A 15,532-nucleotide genomic window follows, 5' to 3' on the forward strand; every position below is an offset into this window, starting at 1 on the left:
GTTACGGAATGTTCGTTATTCCGTACTACTGGCGCCCTGAATAATTACCAGGGTATGCCCCCATATTTTCTTTTAAAAAGAATAACCGACACGGGAGGATGACCAATCCATTTCCCTACCCATACCCTAAAGAATCGGCCCATAAGTCCCCAAAAAATTAGGCCAATCGCTGCTTTAGGCCCATTTTTGAAGCTAACATACTAATGATCAATAACTGTATGGCATGAAACAACATCAAGGGCAATAATATAATACCGATCGTAGGCACGTTCCCGAAAATGATCTTGGAAAATACCGTGCCGTGTACCAATGATTTTTTGGTACCACAAAATTGGGCGGTAATCCGATCTTCCCTATTGAATCCCATTTTTTTGGCCAGGAAACCGGTTACAAAAAACAGGATCCCGAACAAAGCCAACACCCCGGTAAAAAGCAGCATCAGATCCCAAATGGAAACCGAACCGAAGATATCCCCATCAAAGGATCGGGCAAAGCTTTTATAGATGATCAGTAAAATCACCGATTTGTCGAATAGGGTCAAATACTTGGTGTATTTCTGGGCCATTTCCCCAAAAAAACGCTGTAAGAGCACCCCGATGACCACCGGTAAAATGATCTGTACGATAAGATCCATGTAGATATCCGTAAAATCGAAATCGGAGTTGGCATTGTGCACGAACAACCCCATCCATAAGGGGGTGAGGGCCACCCCAATGATCCCGGAAATGCTGGCATTGAAAATGGCCGCCGGGATATTGCCCTTTGCTATGGATACCATGACCACCGATGAGGATACCGTGGAAGGAAGGGCCGCCAGGAAAAAAAACGCCAACCAAATGATTTCCTGTTCTTCGTTCTGGATCAAGGGGCGTAAGGCCAAGACCAATATGGGAAAGATCATGAAGGTGGAGGCCTGTACCAATAAATGCAACCTATAATTGGTAAGTCCGGCCTTTAATTTTGCCGGACTCAATTTGAGTCCGTAAAAAAAGAAAATCAACGAAATGCCTATAGAACTGATCGTATCTATAGGGATCTTACTTTCCAAAGTTCCCCATTGGGGGAAAAGATAGGCCAAACCAATGACCCCTATTACGGATAACACAAATCCATCAATCTTTATCTTCATCTATTTTTTCTTTGTTGTCCTACCCACATTACGACCTGGCTTGGATTCATAGGCTCATGGGGGTAACGCACCGGTGGCAATCTACCTTCCCAGGGGTTCGTCAGTCAATTGAATTTCTTGATCAAGTGGTATGAAAACTTGATGATTTCCTTATAATTTTCCTTGGATATCTTTTCGTCTATCCCATGAAAGCGTGTCCTGTTCCTTGGGGAAATACGTACGGGATAAAAGCGGTACACATTGTCCGAAACATCATAAAAATAACGGGCATCGGTACCCCCGCCTACCAAGCCGGGAACCACGATACTGGTCGGGAACATATCACGTATCGTTTTTTCCAAGGTCTTAAAGGCTTCGGAATCTATACTCGAAACCGGGGAAGGCTCGGTTAAAAAGCCAACAGGTTCTACCCTTATCTTATCTGAAATCGTACGTTCAATATGTTGTTTTACACTCGCAATGCTTTCCCCAGGGAGGATCCTAAAATTCATGGTCGCTTCGGCCACGGTAGGGATCACGTTGTTCTTAACCCCACCATCGATGATGGTCGGAGCCGTTGTTGTATGGGCATTCAAGGCCTCAAGCACCGGTTTTTTGAATAACCATGGATTGGCAAATGCCAACTTTTTGAAAAAAGGCAATTCGGCCCCCATATATTCAAACTGGTAATCGATGGGTTGTACCAGCTTATAGGGCAACTGATTGTTTTCCAGATCAACAATGGCCTTCGCCAACATACCGATCGTGTTTTCTTTTGGGGGTTGTGAGCTATGGCCCCCGGTGGTCTCCACAATAAGTTTAAAGGAAGCAAAACCTTTTTCGGCCAGATTGACCATGGCCACCGGATTATCGATCCCCGGAACCAATTCTTCCGCTAAAAAGCCCCCTTCGTCCAGGGTCATTGCGGCATGCACCCCTTTTGCCTTTAAATATTTTGCGATTTCCGCAGCCCCCTTTGCCCCGCCTACTTCCTCATCATGGCCAAAAGCCAGGTAGATGGTCTGTGAGGGCTCAAAGGATTCCTCCAATAGTTTCTCCACGGCCTCCAAAAGCCCTATCAAGGTTTCCTTGTCATCCATGGCACCCCGACCGATGATATCGGTTTCGGAGATTTTTCCCTCAAACGGCCCTGCTTCCCAATCGGTAAGCGTGGGTTCGTCAACAGGGACCACATCTTGGTGCGACATTAAGATAATCGGCTTTTTTGAAGGATCGGTTCCTTTCCAGGTATATAATAGGCTGTAGGTATTTATCTTTTCGAGGGACAGTTTGGCATGGGCCAACGGAAAGGTTTCCTTAAGATATCGGTGGAAACCAAAAAATGCGGTGGAATCGGGCTCGGCATCCTCACTAAAGGAAACGGTCGGGTATTGCAGCGCTTTGGAGAGGTTTTGGAAGATATCATCGGGAAGATCCATGGGTGCCAAAGGGGCCGAAGCCACTTGTTTGGAAGTGAGCGATAGGGTATTGAAAATCAAGATTCCTACAATGACCACAAGGCCTGCAACAAGTACGAGGACTATTTTTTTCATAAGGTTGGAAGGTATTACGGTTTATATGGCTTTACGTCGGTTATTAGGTACACAACCCATGGTTTAGGGGGCTGTAGGTTTTAAGGACCTAATTTAGCACTTTCAACCGAACCTGCCTACCTGAAGGCAACTAGAAAATTTGAAAAACCATACACTCCCGACAACGAACACATCAAGGCAGCTTGGTAAAAAATGAAAATAGGCCTTAATCTTTTTCGATATGCTTTTCATTGGTGCCATCTTTTTCGCACCCCGGGTTTCATGATCTTTTTGCAAAGAAAAAACCGTTAAAGGATTTGCCTTTAACGGTTTTGAACGGTGTTCTGTAAAATTACGGCCTAGGGCCATTGTCCGAACGGACTAAATGACTTCATCCGGACGACCTTTCAATCGTATTTCGATTTTCTTCTTTTTTGCGGTCAATCGTTTCATGACCTCCATAAGTTCTGGGTCTTTCGTTTCTTTATATATTTCGTTTATACCCAATATCAGTCGTTTTGCTTCCCGGGAAGCCTCTACCCTATCGCTGGTAGACATGTTGCTCATTTTGGCATTTTCGAATTCTGCCGCTTCCTTTAAAATATCCATTTATATTATTTTTATCCAAAAAGAGCAATATATAATTATAATGGATATCTCCCAAATTTTATATATATAATTTGCTTATTCCTTAAAAAATAATGCTCTTTTATCCATAACCTGCACTTTATAGCCAAAACGAACCCCATAAAAAGTTGTTTATCAAGTGGTTGAATGAACGGCATCCCATTTTCCATTTTTAGTGAATTATAATGAAAAAGGGGCTTCGGCCTATTACGACAACCCCCGGGCCGTTCAATACCTCCCGGTTTTATGGCGCAACTGGGCGTCGACCATAAAGATCCACGCCATAGGTAAGTCAAAAGCCCCCCTAACAATAGGTTTTTTTATACCTTGCAAACATGCAGAAACCCCTTGTGAGCATCTTGATACCCTTTAAGGACACCGAGGCCTATTTGCCCGAATGTTTGGATAGCATACGACAACAGGATTATCAGAATTGGGAGGTCCTGGCCGTTGACGATGCTTCAACCGACGGGAGTTATGATCTGGTACGGCGGTACGCCTCGGAAGATACAAGGATCCAAGTGTTGAAAAACCAAGGTTCGGGGATCATTCCCGCCTTAAGAAACGCCTATGCCCATTGCCAGGGCCGACTTATTACCCGAATGGATTCCGATGATATCATGGCCCCCGATAAAATCGGTATTATGGCCAACGCACTAATCGAAAAGGGTAAAGGGCATTTGGCCCTTGGGCAGGTGGCCTATTTTTCACATCGGGGCATCAGCAATGGGTACGCCCGTTATGAAGCTTGGTTGAACCGACTTACAAAAACCGGAAGTAATTTTACCGAAATTTATAAGGAATGTGTTGTCCCATCGCCCTGTTGGATGGTATTTCAAGAGGATTTTGAGGTATGCGGGGCCTTTGCCCCCGATCGTTATCCCGAAGATTACGATCTAACGTTCCGTTTTTATGAAAGGGGACTGCAGTGTATTGCCTCCGATAAGGTGTTACATCACTGGCGCGACTACGATACCCGTACCTCCCGTACCAGTGAGCACTATGCGGCCAATTATTTTTTGGATATCAAATTACACTACTTCTTAAAACTCGACCACGATGCCAACAGACCTTTGGTGGTTTGGGGGGCCGGAAACAAAGGAAAGACCATAGCCAAAAGCCTAATGGACAGGAATATCGAATTTGAATGGATCTGCGACAACCCCAAGAAAATAGGCAAGGAAATCTACGGGAAAAAACTGCGGCATTTTCGCATTTTAAACCATTTACAGGATTCCCAGAACATTATTACGGTAGCCAATGAAAAGGAACAGAAAGCGATTACGGTTTTTTTTGATGCCATGGACAAAAAGCCGATGACCGACTATTTTTTCTTTTGCTGAATTTTAATGGGATTATGTACGACCAATTTCTGAATACTTCATATATTTGTAAAATCAAAATCGGGAATGCAGTTTAAATATCCAGAACTTCTTTGGGCCTTTTTTCTTCTACTGATTCCTATATTCATTCATTTTTTTCAATTACGAAGATTCGAAAAGACCCCTTTTACGAATGTAAAACTGTTGCAAAAGGTCATAGCCGAATCCCGAAAGAGCAATACCTTGAAAAAATGGTTGCTCCTGTTCACCCGTTTATCCCTATTCTCTGTATTGATCTTGGCTTTTGCCCGTCCCTTCTTGGCAAATACAACGGCCTTGGCAGAAAAAGAAACGGTGGTTTATTTGGATAATTCGTTCAGTATGTGGGCAAGGGATGTGGATGGGACCTTGATCCATACCGCGGTACAGGATCTATTGAAAGCCATCCCCCCGGGCAAGACCTTTAGCCTATTCACCAATTCGGGGGAATACAAGGATGTCCAGGCCGTCGACATCCACAACGATCTATTGGGGATTTCCCCTACCCCCAAACAATTGAACCTTGAAGAAATCGAATTGAAAGCCGGGACGTTCTTTTCCAAAAATGAGAGTTCGATCAAAAACCTGATCATCATTTCCGATTTTCAAAACCATATGGCTTCAAAGGCTTTCAATTCGGATAACAACTTAAAAAAACACCTCGTGAAACTATCGGGGACCGAGGAGGCCAACATCTCCCTGGATAGCTGTTTCATAACCACTTCGGGTACCGATAACAGCGATATTTCCATTTTATTATCGGCCTCACCCAACATTGGGAGGACTCCGGTATCCCTTTTCAACAATGAAAGGTTGATTGCCAAAACCACCGCCCTTTTTGAAAATGGAAAAAGCCAGATTACCTTTACGATTCCTGCGAACGAAATGGTATTGGGGAAGCTCGAAATCACCGACAAAGGATTGCCGTACGACAATCATCTCTATTTCAATATTGATGAGAAGGACAAGCCTAAGGTCCTGATCATCGAAAATTCGCCCTCAAAATTCTTACAACGTATCTATACCAAGGATGCGTTTGACCTAGCTTCTTTTTCACTGAAGAACTTGAATTACAGGGATCTTGAAAACCAGAACCTGATCATCCTTAACGGGTTGCAGGATATCCCCAATCCGATGATCCCAAGCCTTCGGTCTTTCATTACCGAAGGAGGCAGTTTGGTCCTTATCCCATCAACCAATGCCGATATCGTCTCCTACAACCAATTGCTTGCCCCTTTGGACATGGGAATCTTTTCGGAAACCATAAACTCCGAAACCGCGATTACCCAAATCGCATTCTCCCACCCGCTTTATGACCAGGTATTCGAAAAAAAAGTGGACAATTTCCAATACCCGAAGGTGAACCAATATTTTAAACTCAAGTCCCCACTCCCGAATATTTTGAGCTATCAAAATGGCGATGCCTTCCTGGCAGGTAACAATGGGTTATATCTTTATACAGCGGCACTAGACCTGGAAAACTCGAATTTTCAACAATCCCCTTTGATCGTACCTACCTTTTATAAGATGGGGATCAACAGCCTTAAACCCTCCCCATTGTATTTTGAACTGAACGGGCGGGCAGCGATGGATATTTCCAGGAATTTGGCCAAAGACCATATTTTAAAGGTATCCAAAGGAGATCAAGAATTCATACCCCAACAACGCAGCCTTGCCAACAAAGTTTCCCTGACTTTTTACGAAAACCCCACCGAAGACGGTATTTATGGCATTACCGAAGATGGGGTACCTTTGAAACATGTAAGTTTCAACTATCCAAGAACGGAAAGTGAACTCCTTTTCATGGATGTGGAACAAATCAATAGCGCCAGTCAACAAAGTTCGATAACAACCCTTTTTGAAGCCCTACAAAACGATGATCGTATTACCGAGCTTTGGAAATGGTTTGTTATTTTAGCACTATTTTTTCTTTTTATGGAAGTGCTCCTAATCAAATATATAAAATGATCGTTAACCCTGAGATAAACCCTGTGGACATGAACCTACTCCTAAAATCCGCTAAGATCGTAAACGCACACACTACGGATCTGCACTTAAAAAAAAGGGATATTTTAATCCAAAATGGCCAAATAGCGAAAATCGCCACTAAAATTGAAGCCCCTAAAGGAACCAAGACCGTGGAATTGAAAAATCTACACGTATCCTTGGGATGGTTCGATAGTAGTGTGTGTTTTGGGGAGCCGGGGTATGAGGAAAGGGAAACCATAAAGAACGGTCTCAGGACGGCCGCACTGAGCGGTTTCACCGATATTGTATTGAACCCAAACACCCACCCCATTGTCGACAGTAGTTCCGACATTGTCTTTTTGAAAAACGCTTCCCGCGAAGATGCCACGAACCTTTATCCCTTGGGAGCAATGACCATGGGGGCCGAAGGTATTGACTTGGCCGAATTATATGATATGCGTAATGCCGGGGCAGTAGGTTTTTATGATTACAAGTCGCCGATTATGAATTCCAACCTGTTAAAAATAGCCTTGCAATACGTACAGAATTTTGATGGCCTTATCTATTCACAGCCATTGGATGTCAAAATTGCCGGAAAGGGTGTGGTACACGAAGGGGAAACCTCCACCAAATTGGGTTTAAAGGGCATTCCCGCCATGGCGGAAGAAATACAGATCGTACGTGATCTTTTTATCTTGGAATATACGGGCGGTAAATTACATATCCCCACCATTTCTACGGCAAATGCCGTAAAACTCATTGCCGATGCCAAGAAAAAAGGATTGGACGTTAGCTGTAGCGTGGCCATTCATAATATATGCTTTACCGATGAAGTCTTGGAAGAATTCGATACGGCGTTTAAGGTATACCCACCCTTACGCGATAAAAAAGACACCAAGGCCCTGATCAAGGGTTTAAACAATGGGACCATCGATTATGTCACCTCTGACCACACCCCCTTGAATATTGAATTGAAGGCGGTTGAATTCGACAATGCCGATTACGGTGCCATTGGTCTGGAGAGTTTGTTCGGGTTATTGCACAAGCACTTCGACACCGAAAAATGCATTGATCTGTTGACCCACGGCAAAAAGCGTTACGGTTTGGTAGAACCTATTTTGGCCGAAGGGGAAAAAGCCTGTCTTACCCTTTTTGATCCTGACCTGGAATATGTATTTGAAAAAGGGCATGTGCATTCTACCTCAAAAAACAGTATGGCCATTGATGAAACCTTAAGGGGTAAGGTCTATGGTATTTACAACAACCACCAGTTGATCTTAAACTAACCTTTAACCCATTACGTTCAGACCTATATGACCAACGATCCTTCAAACGATACCATTGCCAAGGGAAAAACAACGGCCATTATTGCCTATCTCACCATCGTCGGGGCGATAATTGCCATTACCATGAATATGGAACCCAAGAATGGGTTCGCCCGTTTTCATACCCGACAGGCCTTTGGTCTGCACCTTATGTTTCACGGCTTTGCGCTATTTTCCAGCGTATGGTACAATCAATATGCACTTTTCGGACTCTATCTTTGCTATTTTATCCTATGGATTTATGGCTTTTTAGGCGTACTGGGGAACAAAAAACAAATGGTCCCGGTATTAGGTCCTTATTTTCAAAAATGGTTTACATTTATTTCTTGATATGACAACTGCCCAACTTTCTTTGACCCATTTGATAAAACCTTCCTCCTTAAAGGAAGGAAAACCTCCCGTACTCTTCATGTTCCATGGCTATGGAAGCAATGAGGAAGACCTGTTTTCTTTTGCACCGCAGCTCCCATCGGAACTGTGCATTATTGCCGTTCGTGCCCCTTTTACCTTACAACCCTTTGGGTATGCGTGGTATGCCATTAATTTTGATGCGGATAAGGGAAAATGGAGCGATGATGAACAAGCGGTGGAATCCAGGGATAAAATCGTGGCTTTTATTGATGAAGCCTGTGAAACCTATGGCCTCGATACCGATCGCATTTCCCTATTGGGTTTTAGCCAAGGTACCATCCTAAGTTATGCCGTGGCACTTTCCTATCCCGAAAAGATCAAGAACGTAATTGCCTTAAGCGGATATATCAATGAAAACCTTATTTCCGGAGATCTTGCTACCAAGGATTTCGGAAAGCTTACGATCTATGCCTCACACGGACAGGTAGATCAGGTCATACCTCCCGAATGGGCACAAAAAATCCCCGGGATCTTAAGGGCATTGCAAATCGCCCATGTTTATGAGGAATTTCCGGTGGGCCATGGGGTAGCACCACAGAATTTTTATTCCTTCAATGCGTGGTTAAAGGATAAATTTTAGTTGCTGCGGGTATAAAGCAGGTGGTCGACCGTCGTAAAATCGACCCCCATGTCGTCTTTTAATCCATACTTGATCAACAGCTCTCCCCAATATTTTCCGTCTGAAAAGTCAGCGATGATCCATTTATGGTTTAGGACCTTGATCTTGTTTATTTTAAAGTCGCTTTCCATTCCTTCATAGGGAATCAATGGATTGTCGCCTTTGGACTCATTGGTTTCCAGCAGTTTATCGGAAATATAGCGAACGGGATCCTCCAATTCCAGATGATAGTAATAGGCAAGGGCATCATCATTGTTCTCCAATGAAAAATACTGCATATCAAGTACCTTTAGCTGGGTATCTTGAAGGGAATCCTTTAAGGAGGAGACCGTATTTTCCAAGCTAAGGATCTTAGCCTCCTTGGCCTTTTGCATATTGCCGTTGCTCACGAACAAGAAAAGACAAATCAGGGCGGTAAAGACGAATAGGTATAAAAAAAGTTTATTTTTCATGGTTAAAGCACCTAGAGGTTTAATTGAAGATTATCGTAGGCCAAATGTACATCTTTTGGTAATTTTTTTTCAACTTCCCTATGAAAACCCAACAAATGGCTAATATGTGTCAAATAGGCTTTTTCGGGTTTAACCTTGGCGATAAAGGCCAAAGCCTCATTTAAATTGAAATGGGAATGGTGTTCCTTTTCGCGCAATGCGTTGACCACTACTATTTTAGAGCCTTTTATTTTTTCGATTTCCGAATCCTCGATGGTCTTGACATCGGTCAAATAGGTAAAATCCTTGATGCGGAAACCAAATACCTGCAGTTGATCGTGCATGACATTAATGGGAACCACTTCCTGTCCTCCAAGGCAAAAGGGATTATTGTTCTCAATGGCATGGATCTCGACCGCCGGTGCTCCCGGATAACGATCACCATCGGTAAAAATATAATCGAACCTCTTTTTTAGAGAATCGATGACCCTGTTGTGGGCATAAATGGGAATATCGCCCTGCCGAAAGAAAAACGGCCTGATATCATCGATACCGGCAGTATGATCGGAATGTTCATGGGTAAAAAGGATACCGTCCAATGTAGGGATACTGTTGGTCAACATTTGTTGTCTAAAATCGGGCCCACAGTCGATCACATAATTATGATCGTCCCATGATAGCAGTACCGAAACACGTAATCGTTTGTCCCTAGGGTCTTTACTTAAACAGACGGGATGCGAGCTCCCGATAACAGGGATTCCTTGCGAGGTGCCGGTTCCCAAAAATGTAATTTTCAACGTTACAACAGTTTATTCCAAATTTATAACTTATTTATTTAAAAAATTACCTGATCTTGCTAACTTTGTTTTAAACCAAAAACCGTTATATGTCAATAGCTCTAAAAAGGGATACCGCATTTGAGAATATTCCTTCCATCAAGGCCAAAACTTTGAGGATCAACTTGAACCCTGATATTTACGGGACTTTTGCGGAAATTGGAGCGGGTCAGGAAACGGCAAGGCATTTTTTTAGGGCCGGGGGTGCATCGGGTACGATTGCCAAAGCCATGAGTGCCTATGATAAAGAATTCAGTGATGCCATATACGGGGTTGAAGCTGATGGTCGCTATGTTTCCCAGCCTAGGTTAAAAAGGATGTTATCGCACGAAATGCGGCTAATGGAAGAACGTATCACCAGGGATAAGCATCCCGACCGCTTGTTCTTTTCTTATGCGAATACCGTAGCGACCATAGACTTTTCAAAAAGATATAAGGGCCACGGTTGGTTGGGAATACGATTTCAACTGGAACCCGACCAAAAAGAGCTCGATGAAATTATCCTTCATGTTCGCTTTAAGCAAACCGAAGCCCGTTTACAACAAGAAACCTTGGGTATCGTAGGGGTCAATCTTATTTATGGCGCCTTTTACAAATACCATAAGCCCAGAAAATTATTAAAATACCTTTACGATCATATCGATAAGGACACCATTGAAATTGACATGGTCAATTTCTCGGGGCCCAATTTCAAGAAGGTCGATAACCGGTTGATGAGTCTTCAGCTGATCCGTAACGATATGACCGATGCGGTAATGTTCGGTCCGGACGGCAACAACCTCTTACCGGCATCCAAATTATACAAGAAGAATATTTTGGCTTTACGGGGAAGTTTTAGGCCCGTGACCAAGGTAAACATGGACATGCTCAAAAAATCTTACGATATCTTCATCAGGGACCGAAGGGTCGATGAGAATAGGGCCATAGTAATTTTCGAGATTACCTTATCCAACCTTAAAGCTGCCGGTGAAATCGATGAAAGGGATTTCTTGGATCGGGCCGAATTGCTCTGTTCCATGGGACATACGGTAATGATATCGAATTTCCAGGAATACTATAAGTTGGTAGAGTACTTTAATAATTATACCAAGGAGAAATGCGGACTTACCATGGGCATTAATAACCTGGTGGACATTTTCGACGAGAAATATTACCGCCATTTGAGCGGGGGAATTTTGGAAGCTTTCGGAAAGTTGTTCTTTAAAGATCTTCAGGTATACCTCTATCCGATGAAAAATCCGGAAACCGGACAGATCATGACCAGTAACAATATAAAAGTACATCCCCGAATGAAAGAACTGTATAAGTTCTTCAAATATAATGGAAGGGTCATGGACATTATTGATTATGATACCGAGATCATGGATATTTTCTCAAGGGATGTCTTTAAGAAGATCGTCAATAATGAAAAAGGCTGGGAAAATGCCATTCCGGAAGGTCTTGCCGAAATCATAAAGGAGAAAAAACTTTTTACACGCGAACGGGATTGATCACAATCGGTGATCGGCAACCCATAAGATCCACATAAAAACGTCCCGATCAAAAAATCGGGACGTTTTTTTTCGTGTACCCAATAAGATCTTTAATCGAGTAGTTGTGCCGCATGGTCCTTGGTCTTCACCTTATCGATGACTTTGGTCACCACACCTTCCCCATTGATCACAAAAGTTTTTCTATGGATACCATCGTATTCCCTACCCATGAATTTCTTGGGTCCCCAAACTCCGAAAGCATTGATAACGGTATGGTCCTCATCCGCTAACAGCGGAAATGGCAATTCGTGCTTATTCTTGAAATTCGATTGTCTTTTTTCCGAATCGGCACTCACCCCCAACAATTCATAACCTTGCGACATCAATTCACTGTAGTTATCCCTTAAGTTACATGCCTCGGCCGTACAACCTGGGGTACTGGCCTTTGGATAGAAAAAAACAATCAACTTTTTCCCGAGGTAATCGGAAAGTTCAACGGTATTCCCATCTTGGTCCTTTGCGGTAAACCCAGGGACTTTATCCCCTACTTGTAATGTTTTCATAGTCGATTTTTATAATTTAGCAATTCTTTATCCATAGCTAAAGTACGCTTAATATGACTAAAAAAGAAAAGGTTGATTTTGTCTTAAAAACACTGCAGGAACTTTATCCCTCCATTCCGGTGCCTTTAGACCATAAAGACCCCTATACCCTATTGATCGCCGTACTACTTTCGGCCCAAAGTACAGATGTGAGGGTCAACCAGATTACACCTTTGCTTTTTGATAGGGCCGACAATCCTTTTGATATGGTTAAATTAACCGTGGAGGAAATTCGCGAAATCATAAAACCGGTAGGCCTATCCCCTATGAAATCGAAAGGTATCCACGGATTGTCACGAATTTTGATCGATAAATATGACGGAGCGGTTCCCAATGACATTGCCCTATTGGAAGAACTTCCGGCGGTCGGGCATAAAACGGCAAGCGTTGTTGTTTCACAGGCCTTTGGCACCCCCGCCTTCCCGGTCGATACCCATATTCATAGGTTAATGTACCGCTGGGGACTGTCCAATGGTAAAAATGTGGTTCAGACCGAAAAAGATGCGAAACGGATTTTCCCTAAGGAGTCATGGAACGATCTGCACTTACAGATCATCTGGTATGGTCGGGAATATTCACCGGCCAGGGGATGGGACCTGGAAAAGGACATCATCACCAAAACCATTGGTAGGAAAACGGTGCTGAACGACTATTCCAAAAATAAAAAAACCCGCTAATTGCGGGTCTTTTTTTATTAATTCAAGTTCATTTCGAACTGTATATTGTTGGGTTTGACTATACAGAGTGACTTAGAAAAACTGGTCAAAAACTGGATGGTCTCGCTACAAGCCTTTACCGGACGGCTCTTCTTTTCGTGCTCAAAGTAAATTTTTTCCATATTGATTATAGTCTTGTTATGTTACAATAACGCAACTAAAATCAAATTATTGTTTTAACCCAAATTCGGTTATGAATTTGTAAGTACGATATTGTTTTTTTCGATGATCTTTCTAAGATTTATCAGGGCATATCGCATTCTACCCAAAGCCGTGTTTATACTCACCCCCGTATTTTCGGAAATTTCCTTAAAGCTCATATCCTTGAAGATACGCATTAAAAGTACTTCCCTCTGATCATCGGGCAACTCGTCTACCAAGTATCTCAAATCCATATGGATCTGGTCTTTGATCAATTGTTTTTCGGCATTCAACTTATCGTCCCCTATGACCGAAAAGATATTGAAGTCATCACTTCCTTCGAACATGGGCATCCTTTTGTTCTTTCTAAAATGATCGATGATCAAGTTGTGTGCGATTCGCATAACCCAAGGTAAAAATTTACCTTCTTCACTGTACGTACCTTTTTTTAAGGTTTTGATCACTTTAATGAAGGTGTCCTGAAAAATATCTTCAGTGATATCCCTATCCAGTACTTTGGAGTAGATAAAACTGGAAATACGTTGGTTGTGCCTATTGATAAGGATTTCCAGCGCTTTCTCATCTCCGCTGATGTAATCTCTAACTAATATCGAGTCGTCAATTTGTAGTTCCATGCAAAGTATTTTTAAGTTTAGGGCTTCTTTTGGTTAAAGCTTGATTTAGGTTTTAGGTCTTTTACTTTGAGTTAAACAGCTTTCGGTTAAAAATGTGCTATTCATTAATTATGACCTAAAACTATATAAAACAGGGAGTGTGAAAAAAACTATGTTGTCAAACACGCTTTTTATGATGTGAAACAATCATTTTTGATTTTCAATACAATATTCCAAAGGATTGGCAGTTGTTTCGACCAACTTCAACCTCTATTTACCCCGTCGGCAGGGCTTAAGATCATCGCTTGGGATATTAGACATCTTACTATTCAACCGATTAAGATCCTTTACCTATTTTCAAACATGACATCTGCGGGCGACCGTAGAACAGGATCCCATTTCGGAAGTACCCAAAAATCCAAATAAAACAGTCACCGTCCCAAAGGCCTAAACGGTATTTAAGGCTTCACTATCAACGGCATTCATGCCTGCCATGCCAAAACCATATCAAATATCAAAAAGAACAAAGCATTAAAGGATAAGAATCTTGATGCCCATTATATGTACTTTGCCCTCCAATTAGGGTAGCGCCCCCAGAAGTTCAAATAGGGGTTCTTATGGGTATAAATCAAAAAACCCCTATTACTGGTGTAATAAGGGTTTATGTTTTACTCCAAAAAAATCAATTTATATTGCTCTCGTAGGTTATACCTTTGATCTTTTGGATTTTCAATGATTTGGAATAATTCAACAAAAAATCAATGGTCTCTTTTTTTGCTGCTACCTTTTTAATATTTTTCTTATCCTCAACGTAAAATTTCTCCATATCTATTTCAGTATTGTTTCATTACTAAAACGCCCTAAAGTTAAAAATAATAAATAGGTTCGACCTACGCCCTTTTTATTCGATAAAAACATGGAAAGTCTGTCCTACGGGGCGCTTAATCCGTTAAAATGATATTGTGTTCATCAATAAGCTTTCGGAGATTGATAAGCGCATAACGCATACGACCCAGTGCCGTGTTGATACTCACCCCTGTATTTTCGGAAATTTCCTTAAAACTCATGTTCCTATACATGCGCATTACAAGTACATCGCGCTGATCTATGGGCAACTCTTCGACAAGTACCGCCAAGTCCTCATCGATCTGCTCTTTGATAAGTTGTTTCTCGATGTTCAATTTCTCATCATGAACAACTGAAAAAATATCGAAGGTATTGGATCCCTCGAAATAGGGCAATCTGCTACTCTTCCTGAAATAATCGATGATCAAGTTATGGGCAATACGCATTACCCATGGCAAAAATTTACCTTCCTCGTTGTACCTTCCTTTTTTAAGTGTCCTAATGACCTTTATAAAGGTATCCTGAAAAATATCCTCGGTGATTTCCCGATCTTTGACCTTTGAATAGATAAAGCCACTTAGGCGTTGGTTATGCCTTTTTATCAAGGTTTCCAGAGATTTTTCATCTCCGTTAATGTAATTCTGAATAAGTAGGGAGTCGGCTATTTGAAGTTCCATATCAATTACTTTTTTTAGTAAAAATTAGGGGCTGATCCTTCTGGGAAAAGCCTTTTGGGGTTACACTAATTTTAAAAAAGTAATTTTATGGCTATAGGCGTCTTAACATTTTATTTAGTTCAAATATAGAAAAAATTATAAGTTATAAAAAAACAGCGCCTTAATTATCATCATTTTATCTGTTCCTTTCCAAAATACACCCGTTTCCTACAACGATCGGTTTTAACATTTTAAACGAATGGAAAT

The 15,532-nt window shown here is 42.0% G+C and carries 16 protein-coding genes; 7 read left to right on the forward strand and 9 right to left on the reverse strand.

Annotation, left to right across the window (positions count from 1 at the left end; translation table 11 throughout):
• Positions 1 to 157: 157 nt before the first annotated feature.
• The 3 genes from PHU20_RS15875 to PHU20_RS15885 form a co-directional block, all read right to left on the reverse strand.
• The gene (locus PHU20_RS15875) at positions 158 to 1,129 is read right to left on the reverse strand and encodes a bile acid:sodium symporter family protein (protein WP_274826387.1); all 972 of its coding nucleotides are present in this window, start codon (positions 1,127 to 1,129) and stop codon (positions 158 to 160) included.
• Between the two features lie 104 nt (positions 1,130 to 1,233).
• Positions 1,234 to 2,661 carry a M20 family peptidase gene (locus tag PHU20_RS15880; protein ID WP_274826388.1) on the reverse strand — a complete coding sequence of 476 codons (1,428 nt, stop codon included), beginning with the start codon at positions 2,659 to 2,661 and terminating at the stop codon, positions 1,234 to 1,236.
• A gap of 360 nt (positions 2,662 to 3,021) precedes the next feature.
• Positions 3,022 to 3,249: a hypothetical protein gene (locus PHU20_RS15885; protein WP_274826389.1), complete on the reverse strand. Its 228-nt coding sequence runs from the start codon at positions 3,247 to 3,249 to the stop codon at positions 3,022 to 3,024.
• 353 nt (positions 3,250 to 3,602) lie between these two features.
• On the opposite strand from PHU20_RS15885, the gene PHU20_RS15890 reads away from it, so the two are divergent.
• The 5 genes from PHU20_RS15890 to PHU20_RS15910 all read left to right on the forward strand — a co-directional run bounded on the left by PHU20_RS15890 (position 3,603) and on the right by PHU20_RS15910 (position 8,912).
• A complete protein-coding gene (locus PHU20_RS15890; RefSeq protein WP_274826390.1) occupies positions 3,603 to 4,610 on the forward strand; it encodes a glycosyltransferase family 2 protein in 1,008 nt (335 codons plus the stop codon).
• Positions 4,611 to 4,676: 66 nt separating this feature from the next.
• Positions 4,677 to 6,596, forward strand: a complete 1,920-nt coding sequence (locus PHU20_RS15895) for a BatA domain-containing protein (protein ID WP_274826391.1) — start codon at positions 4,677 to 4,679, stop codon at positions 6,594 to 6,596.
• A gap of 29 nt (positions 6,597 to 6,625) precedes the next feature.
• On the forward strand, positions 6,626 to 7,882 hold the full coding sequence (locus PHU20_RS15900; protein WP_274826392.1) for a dihydroorotase: 1,257 nt from the start codon (positions 6,626 to 6,628) through the stop codon (positions 7,880 to 7,882).
• 27 nt (positions 7,883 to 7,909) lie between these two features.
• Positions 7,910 to 8,251, forward strand: a complete 342-nt coding sequence (locus PHU20_RS15905; protein WP_274826393.1) for a hypothetical protein — start codon at positions 7,910 to 7,912, stop codon at positions 8,249 to 8,251.
• Position 8,252: 1 nt separating this feature from the next.
• A complete protein-coding gene (locus tag PHU20_RS15910) occupies positions 8,253 to 8,912 on the forward strand; it encodes an alpha/beta hydrolase (protein WP_274826394.1) in 660 nt (219 codons plus the stop codon).
• Here PHU20_RS15910 and PHU20_RS15915 read toward each other — a convergent pair.
• Together PHU20_RS15915 and PHU20_RS15920 are read right to left on the reverse strand one after the other, a co-directional pair.
• Complete coding sequence (locus PHU20_RS15915; protein WP_274826395.1) at positions 8,909 to 9,403, reverse strand: hydrolase; 495 nt, start codon at positions 9,401 to 9,403, stop codon at positions 8,909 to 8,911. The genes PHU20_RS15910 and PHU20_RS15915 overlap by 4 nt on opposite strands.
• Positions 9,404 to 9,414: 11 nt before the next feature.
• Entirely contained in the window at positions 9,415 to 10,179 is a 765-nt protein-coding gene (locus PHU20_RS15920) for an MBL fold metallo-hydrolase (RefSeq protein WP_274826396.1), read from the reverse strand.
• 89 nt (positions 10,180 to 10,268) lie between these two features.
• Here PHU20_RS15920 and PHU20_RS15925 point away from each other — a divergent pair, with 89 nt between their 5' ends.
• A complete protein-coding gene (locus PHU20_RS15925) occupies positions 10,269 to 11,708 on the forward strand; it encodes a TonB-dependent receptor (protein ID WP_274826397.1) in 1,440 nt (479 codons plus the stop codon).
• A gap of 92 nt (positions 11,709 to 11,800) precedes the next feature.
• Here the strand turns inward: PHU20_RS15925 and bcp are convergent, their stop codons facing one another.
• On the reverse strand, positions 11,801 to 12,253 hold the full coding sequence (gene bcp / locus PHU20_RS15930; RefSeq protein WP_274826398.1) for a thioredoxin-dependent thiol peroxidase: 453 nt from the start codon (positions 12,251 to 12,253) through the stop codon (positions 11,801 to 11,803).
• A 53-nt stretch (positions 12,254 to 12,306) separates the two neighbouring features.
• Between bcp and PHU20_RS15935 the strand changes: the two genes are divergently transcribed.
• Positions 12,307 to 12,969, forward strand: a complete 663-nt coding sequence (locus PHU20_RS15935; protein WP_274826399.1) for an endonuclease III domain-containing protein — start codon at positions 12,307 to 12,309, stop codon at positions 12,967 to 12,969.
• Between the two features lie 230 nt (positions 12,970 to 13,199).
• Here PHU20_RS15935 and PHU20_RS15940 read toward each other — a convergent pair whose 3' ends face one another.
• From PHU20_RS15940 to PHU20_RS15950, 3 genes are all read right to left on the reverse strand, one after another.
• The gene (locus PHU20_RS15940) at positions 13,200 to 13,784 is read right to left on the reverse strand and encodes a sigma-70 family RNA polymerase sigma factor (protein ID WP_274826400.1); all 585 of its coding nucleotides are present in this window, start codon (positions 13,782 to 13,784) and stop codon (positions 13,200 to 13,202) included.
• A gap of 661 nt (positions 13,785 to 14,445) precedes the next feature.
• Entirely contained in the window at positions 14,446 to 14,589 is a 144-nt protein-coding gene (locus PHU20_RS15945; RefSeq protein ID WP_274826401.1) for a hypothetical protein, read from the reverse strand.
• Between the two features lie 115 nt (positions 14,590 to 14,704).
• Positions 14,705 to 15,286, reverse strand: a complete 582-nt coding sequence (locus PHU20_RS15950; RefSeq protein WP_274826402.1) for an RNA polymerase sigma factor — start codon at positions 15,284 to 15,286, stop codon at positions 14,705 to 14,707.
• Positions 15,287 to 15,532 lie beyond the last annotated feature (246 nt).

The organism is Maribacter polysaccharolyticus (genome assembly GCF_028882255.1).
Taxonomy (GTDB): domain Bacteria; phylum Bacteroidota; class Bacteroidia; order Flavobacteriales; family Flavobacteriaceae; genus Maribacter_A; species Maribacter_A polysaccharolyticus.

Bases quoted from the DNA above. Each gene is read 5' to 3' on its own strand.
- PHU20_RS15915 (WP_274826395.1), bottom strand. From the start codon at position 9,403: ATGAAAAATAAACTTTTTTTATACCTATTCGTCTTTACCGCCCTGATT.
- PHU20_RS15880 (WP_274826388.1), bottom strand. From the start codon at position 2,661: ATGAAAAAAATAGTCCTCGTACTTGTTGCAGGCCTTGTGGTCATTGTA.
- PHU20_RS15875 (WP_274826387.1), bottom strand. From the start codon at position 1,129: ATGAAGATAAAGATTGATGGATTTGTGTTATCCGTAATAGGGGTCATT.
- PHU20_RS15895 (WP_274826391.1), top strand. From the start codon at position 4,677: ATGCAGTTTAAATATCCAGAACTTCTTTGGGCCTTTTTTCTTCTACTG.
- PHU20_RS15940 (WP_274826400.1), bottom strand. From the start codon at position 13,784: ATGGAACTACAAATTGACGACTCGATATTAGTTAGAGATTACATCAGC.
- PHU20_RS15945 (WP_274826401.1), bottom strand. From the start codon at position 14,589: ATGGAGAAATTTTACGTTGAGGATAAGAAAAATATTAAAAAGGTAGCA.
- PHU20_RS15935 (WP_274826399.1), top strand. From the start codon at position 12,307: ATGACTAAAAAAGAAAAGGTTGATTTTGTCTTAAAAACACTGCAGGAA.
- PHU20_RS15910 (WP_274826394.1), top strand. From the start codon at position 8,253: ATGACAACTGCCCAACTTTCTTTGACCCATTTGATAAAACCTTCCTCC.
- PHU20_RS15890 (WP_274826390.1), top strand. From the start codon at position 3,603: ATGCAGAAACCCCTTGTGAGCATCTTGATACCCTTTAAGGACACCGAG.
- PHU20_RS15905 (WP_274826393.1), top strand. From the start codon at position 7,910: ATGACCAACGATCCTTCAAACGATACCATTGCCAAGGGAAAAACAACG.
- PHU20_RS15950 (WP_274826402.1), bottom strand. From the start codon at position 15,286: ATGGAACTTCAAATAGCCGACTCCCTACTTATTCAGAATTACATTAAC.
- PHU20_RS15900 (WP_274826392.1), top strand. From the start codon at position 6,626: ATGAACCTACTCCTAAAATCCGCTAAGATCGTAAACGCACACACTACG.
- PHU20_RS15925 (WP_274826397.1), top strand. From the start codon at position 10,269: ATGTCAATAGCTCTAAAAAGGGATACCGCATTTGAGAATATTCCTTCC.
- bcp (WP_274826398.1), bottom strand. From the start codon at position 12,253: ATGAAAACATTACAAGTAGGGGATAAAGTCCCTGGGTTTACCGCAAAG.
- PHU20_RS15885 (WP_274826389.1), bottom strand. From the start codon at position 3,249: ATGGATATTTTAAAGGAAGCGGCAGAATTCGAAAATGCCAAAATGAGC.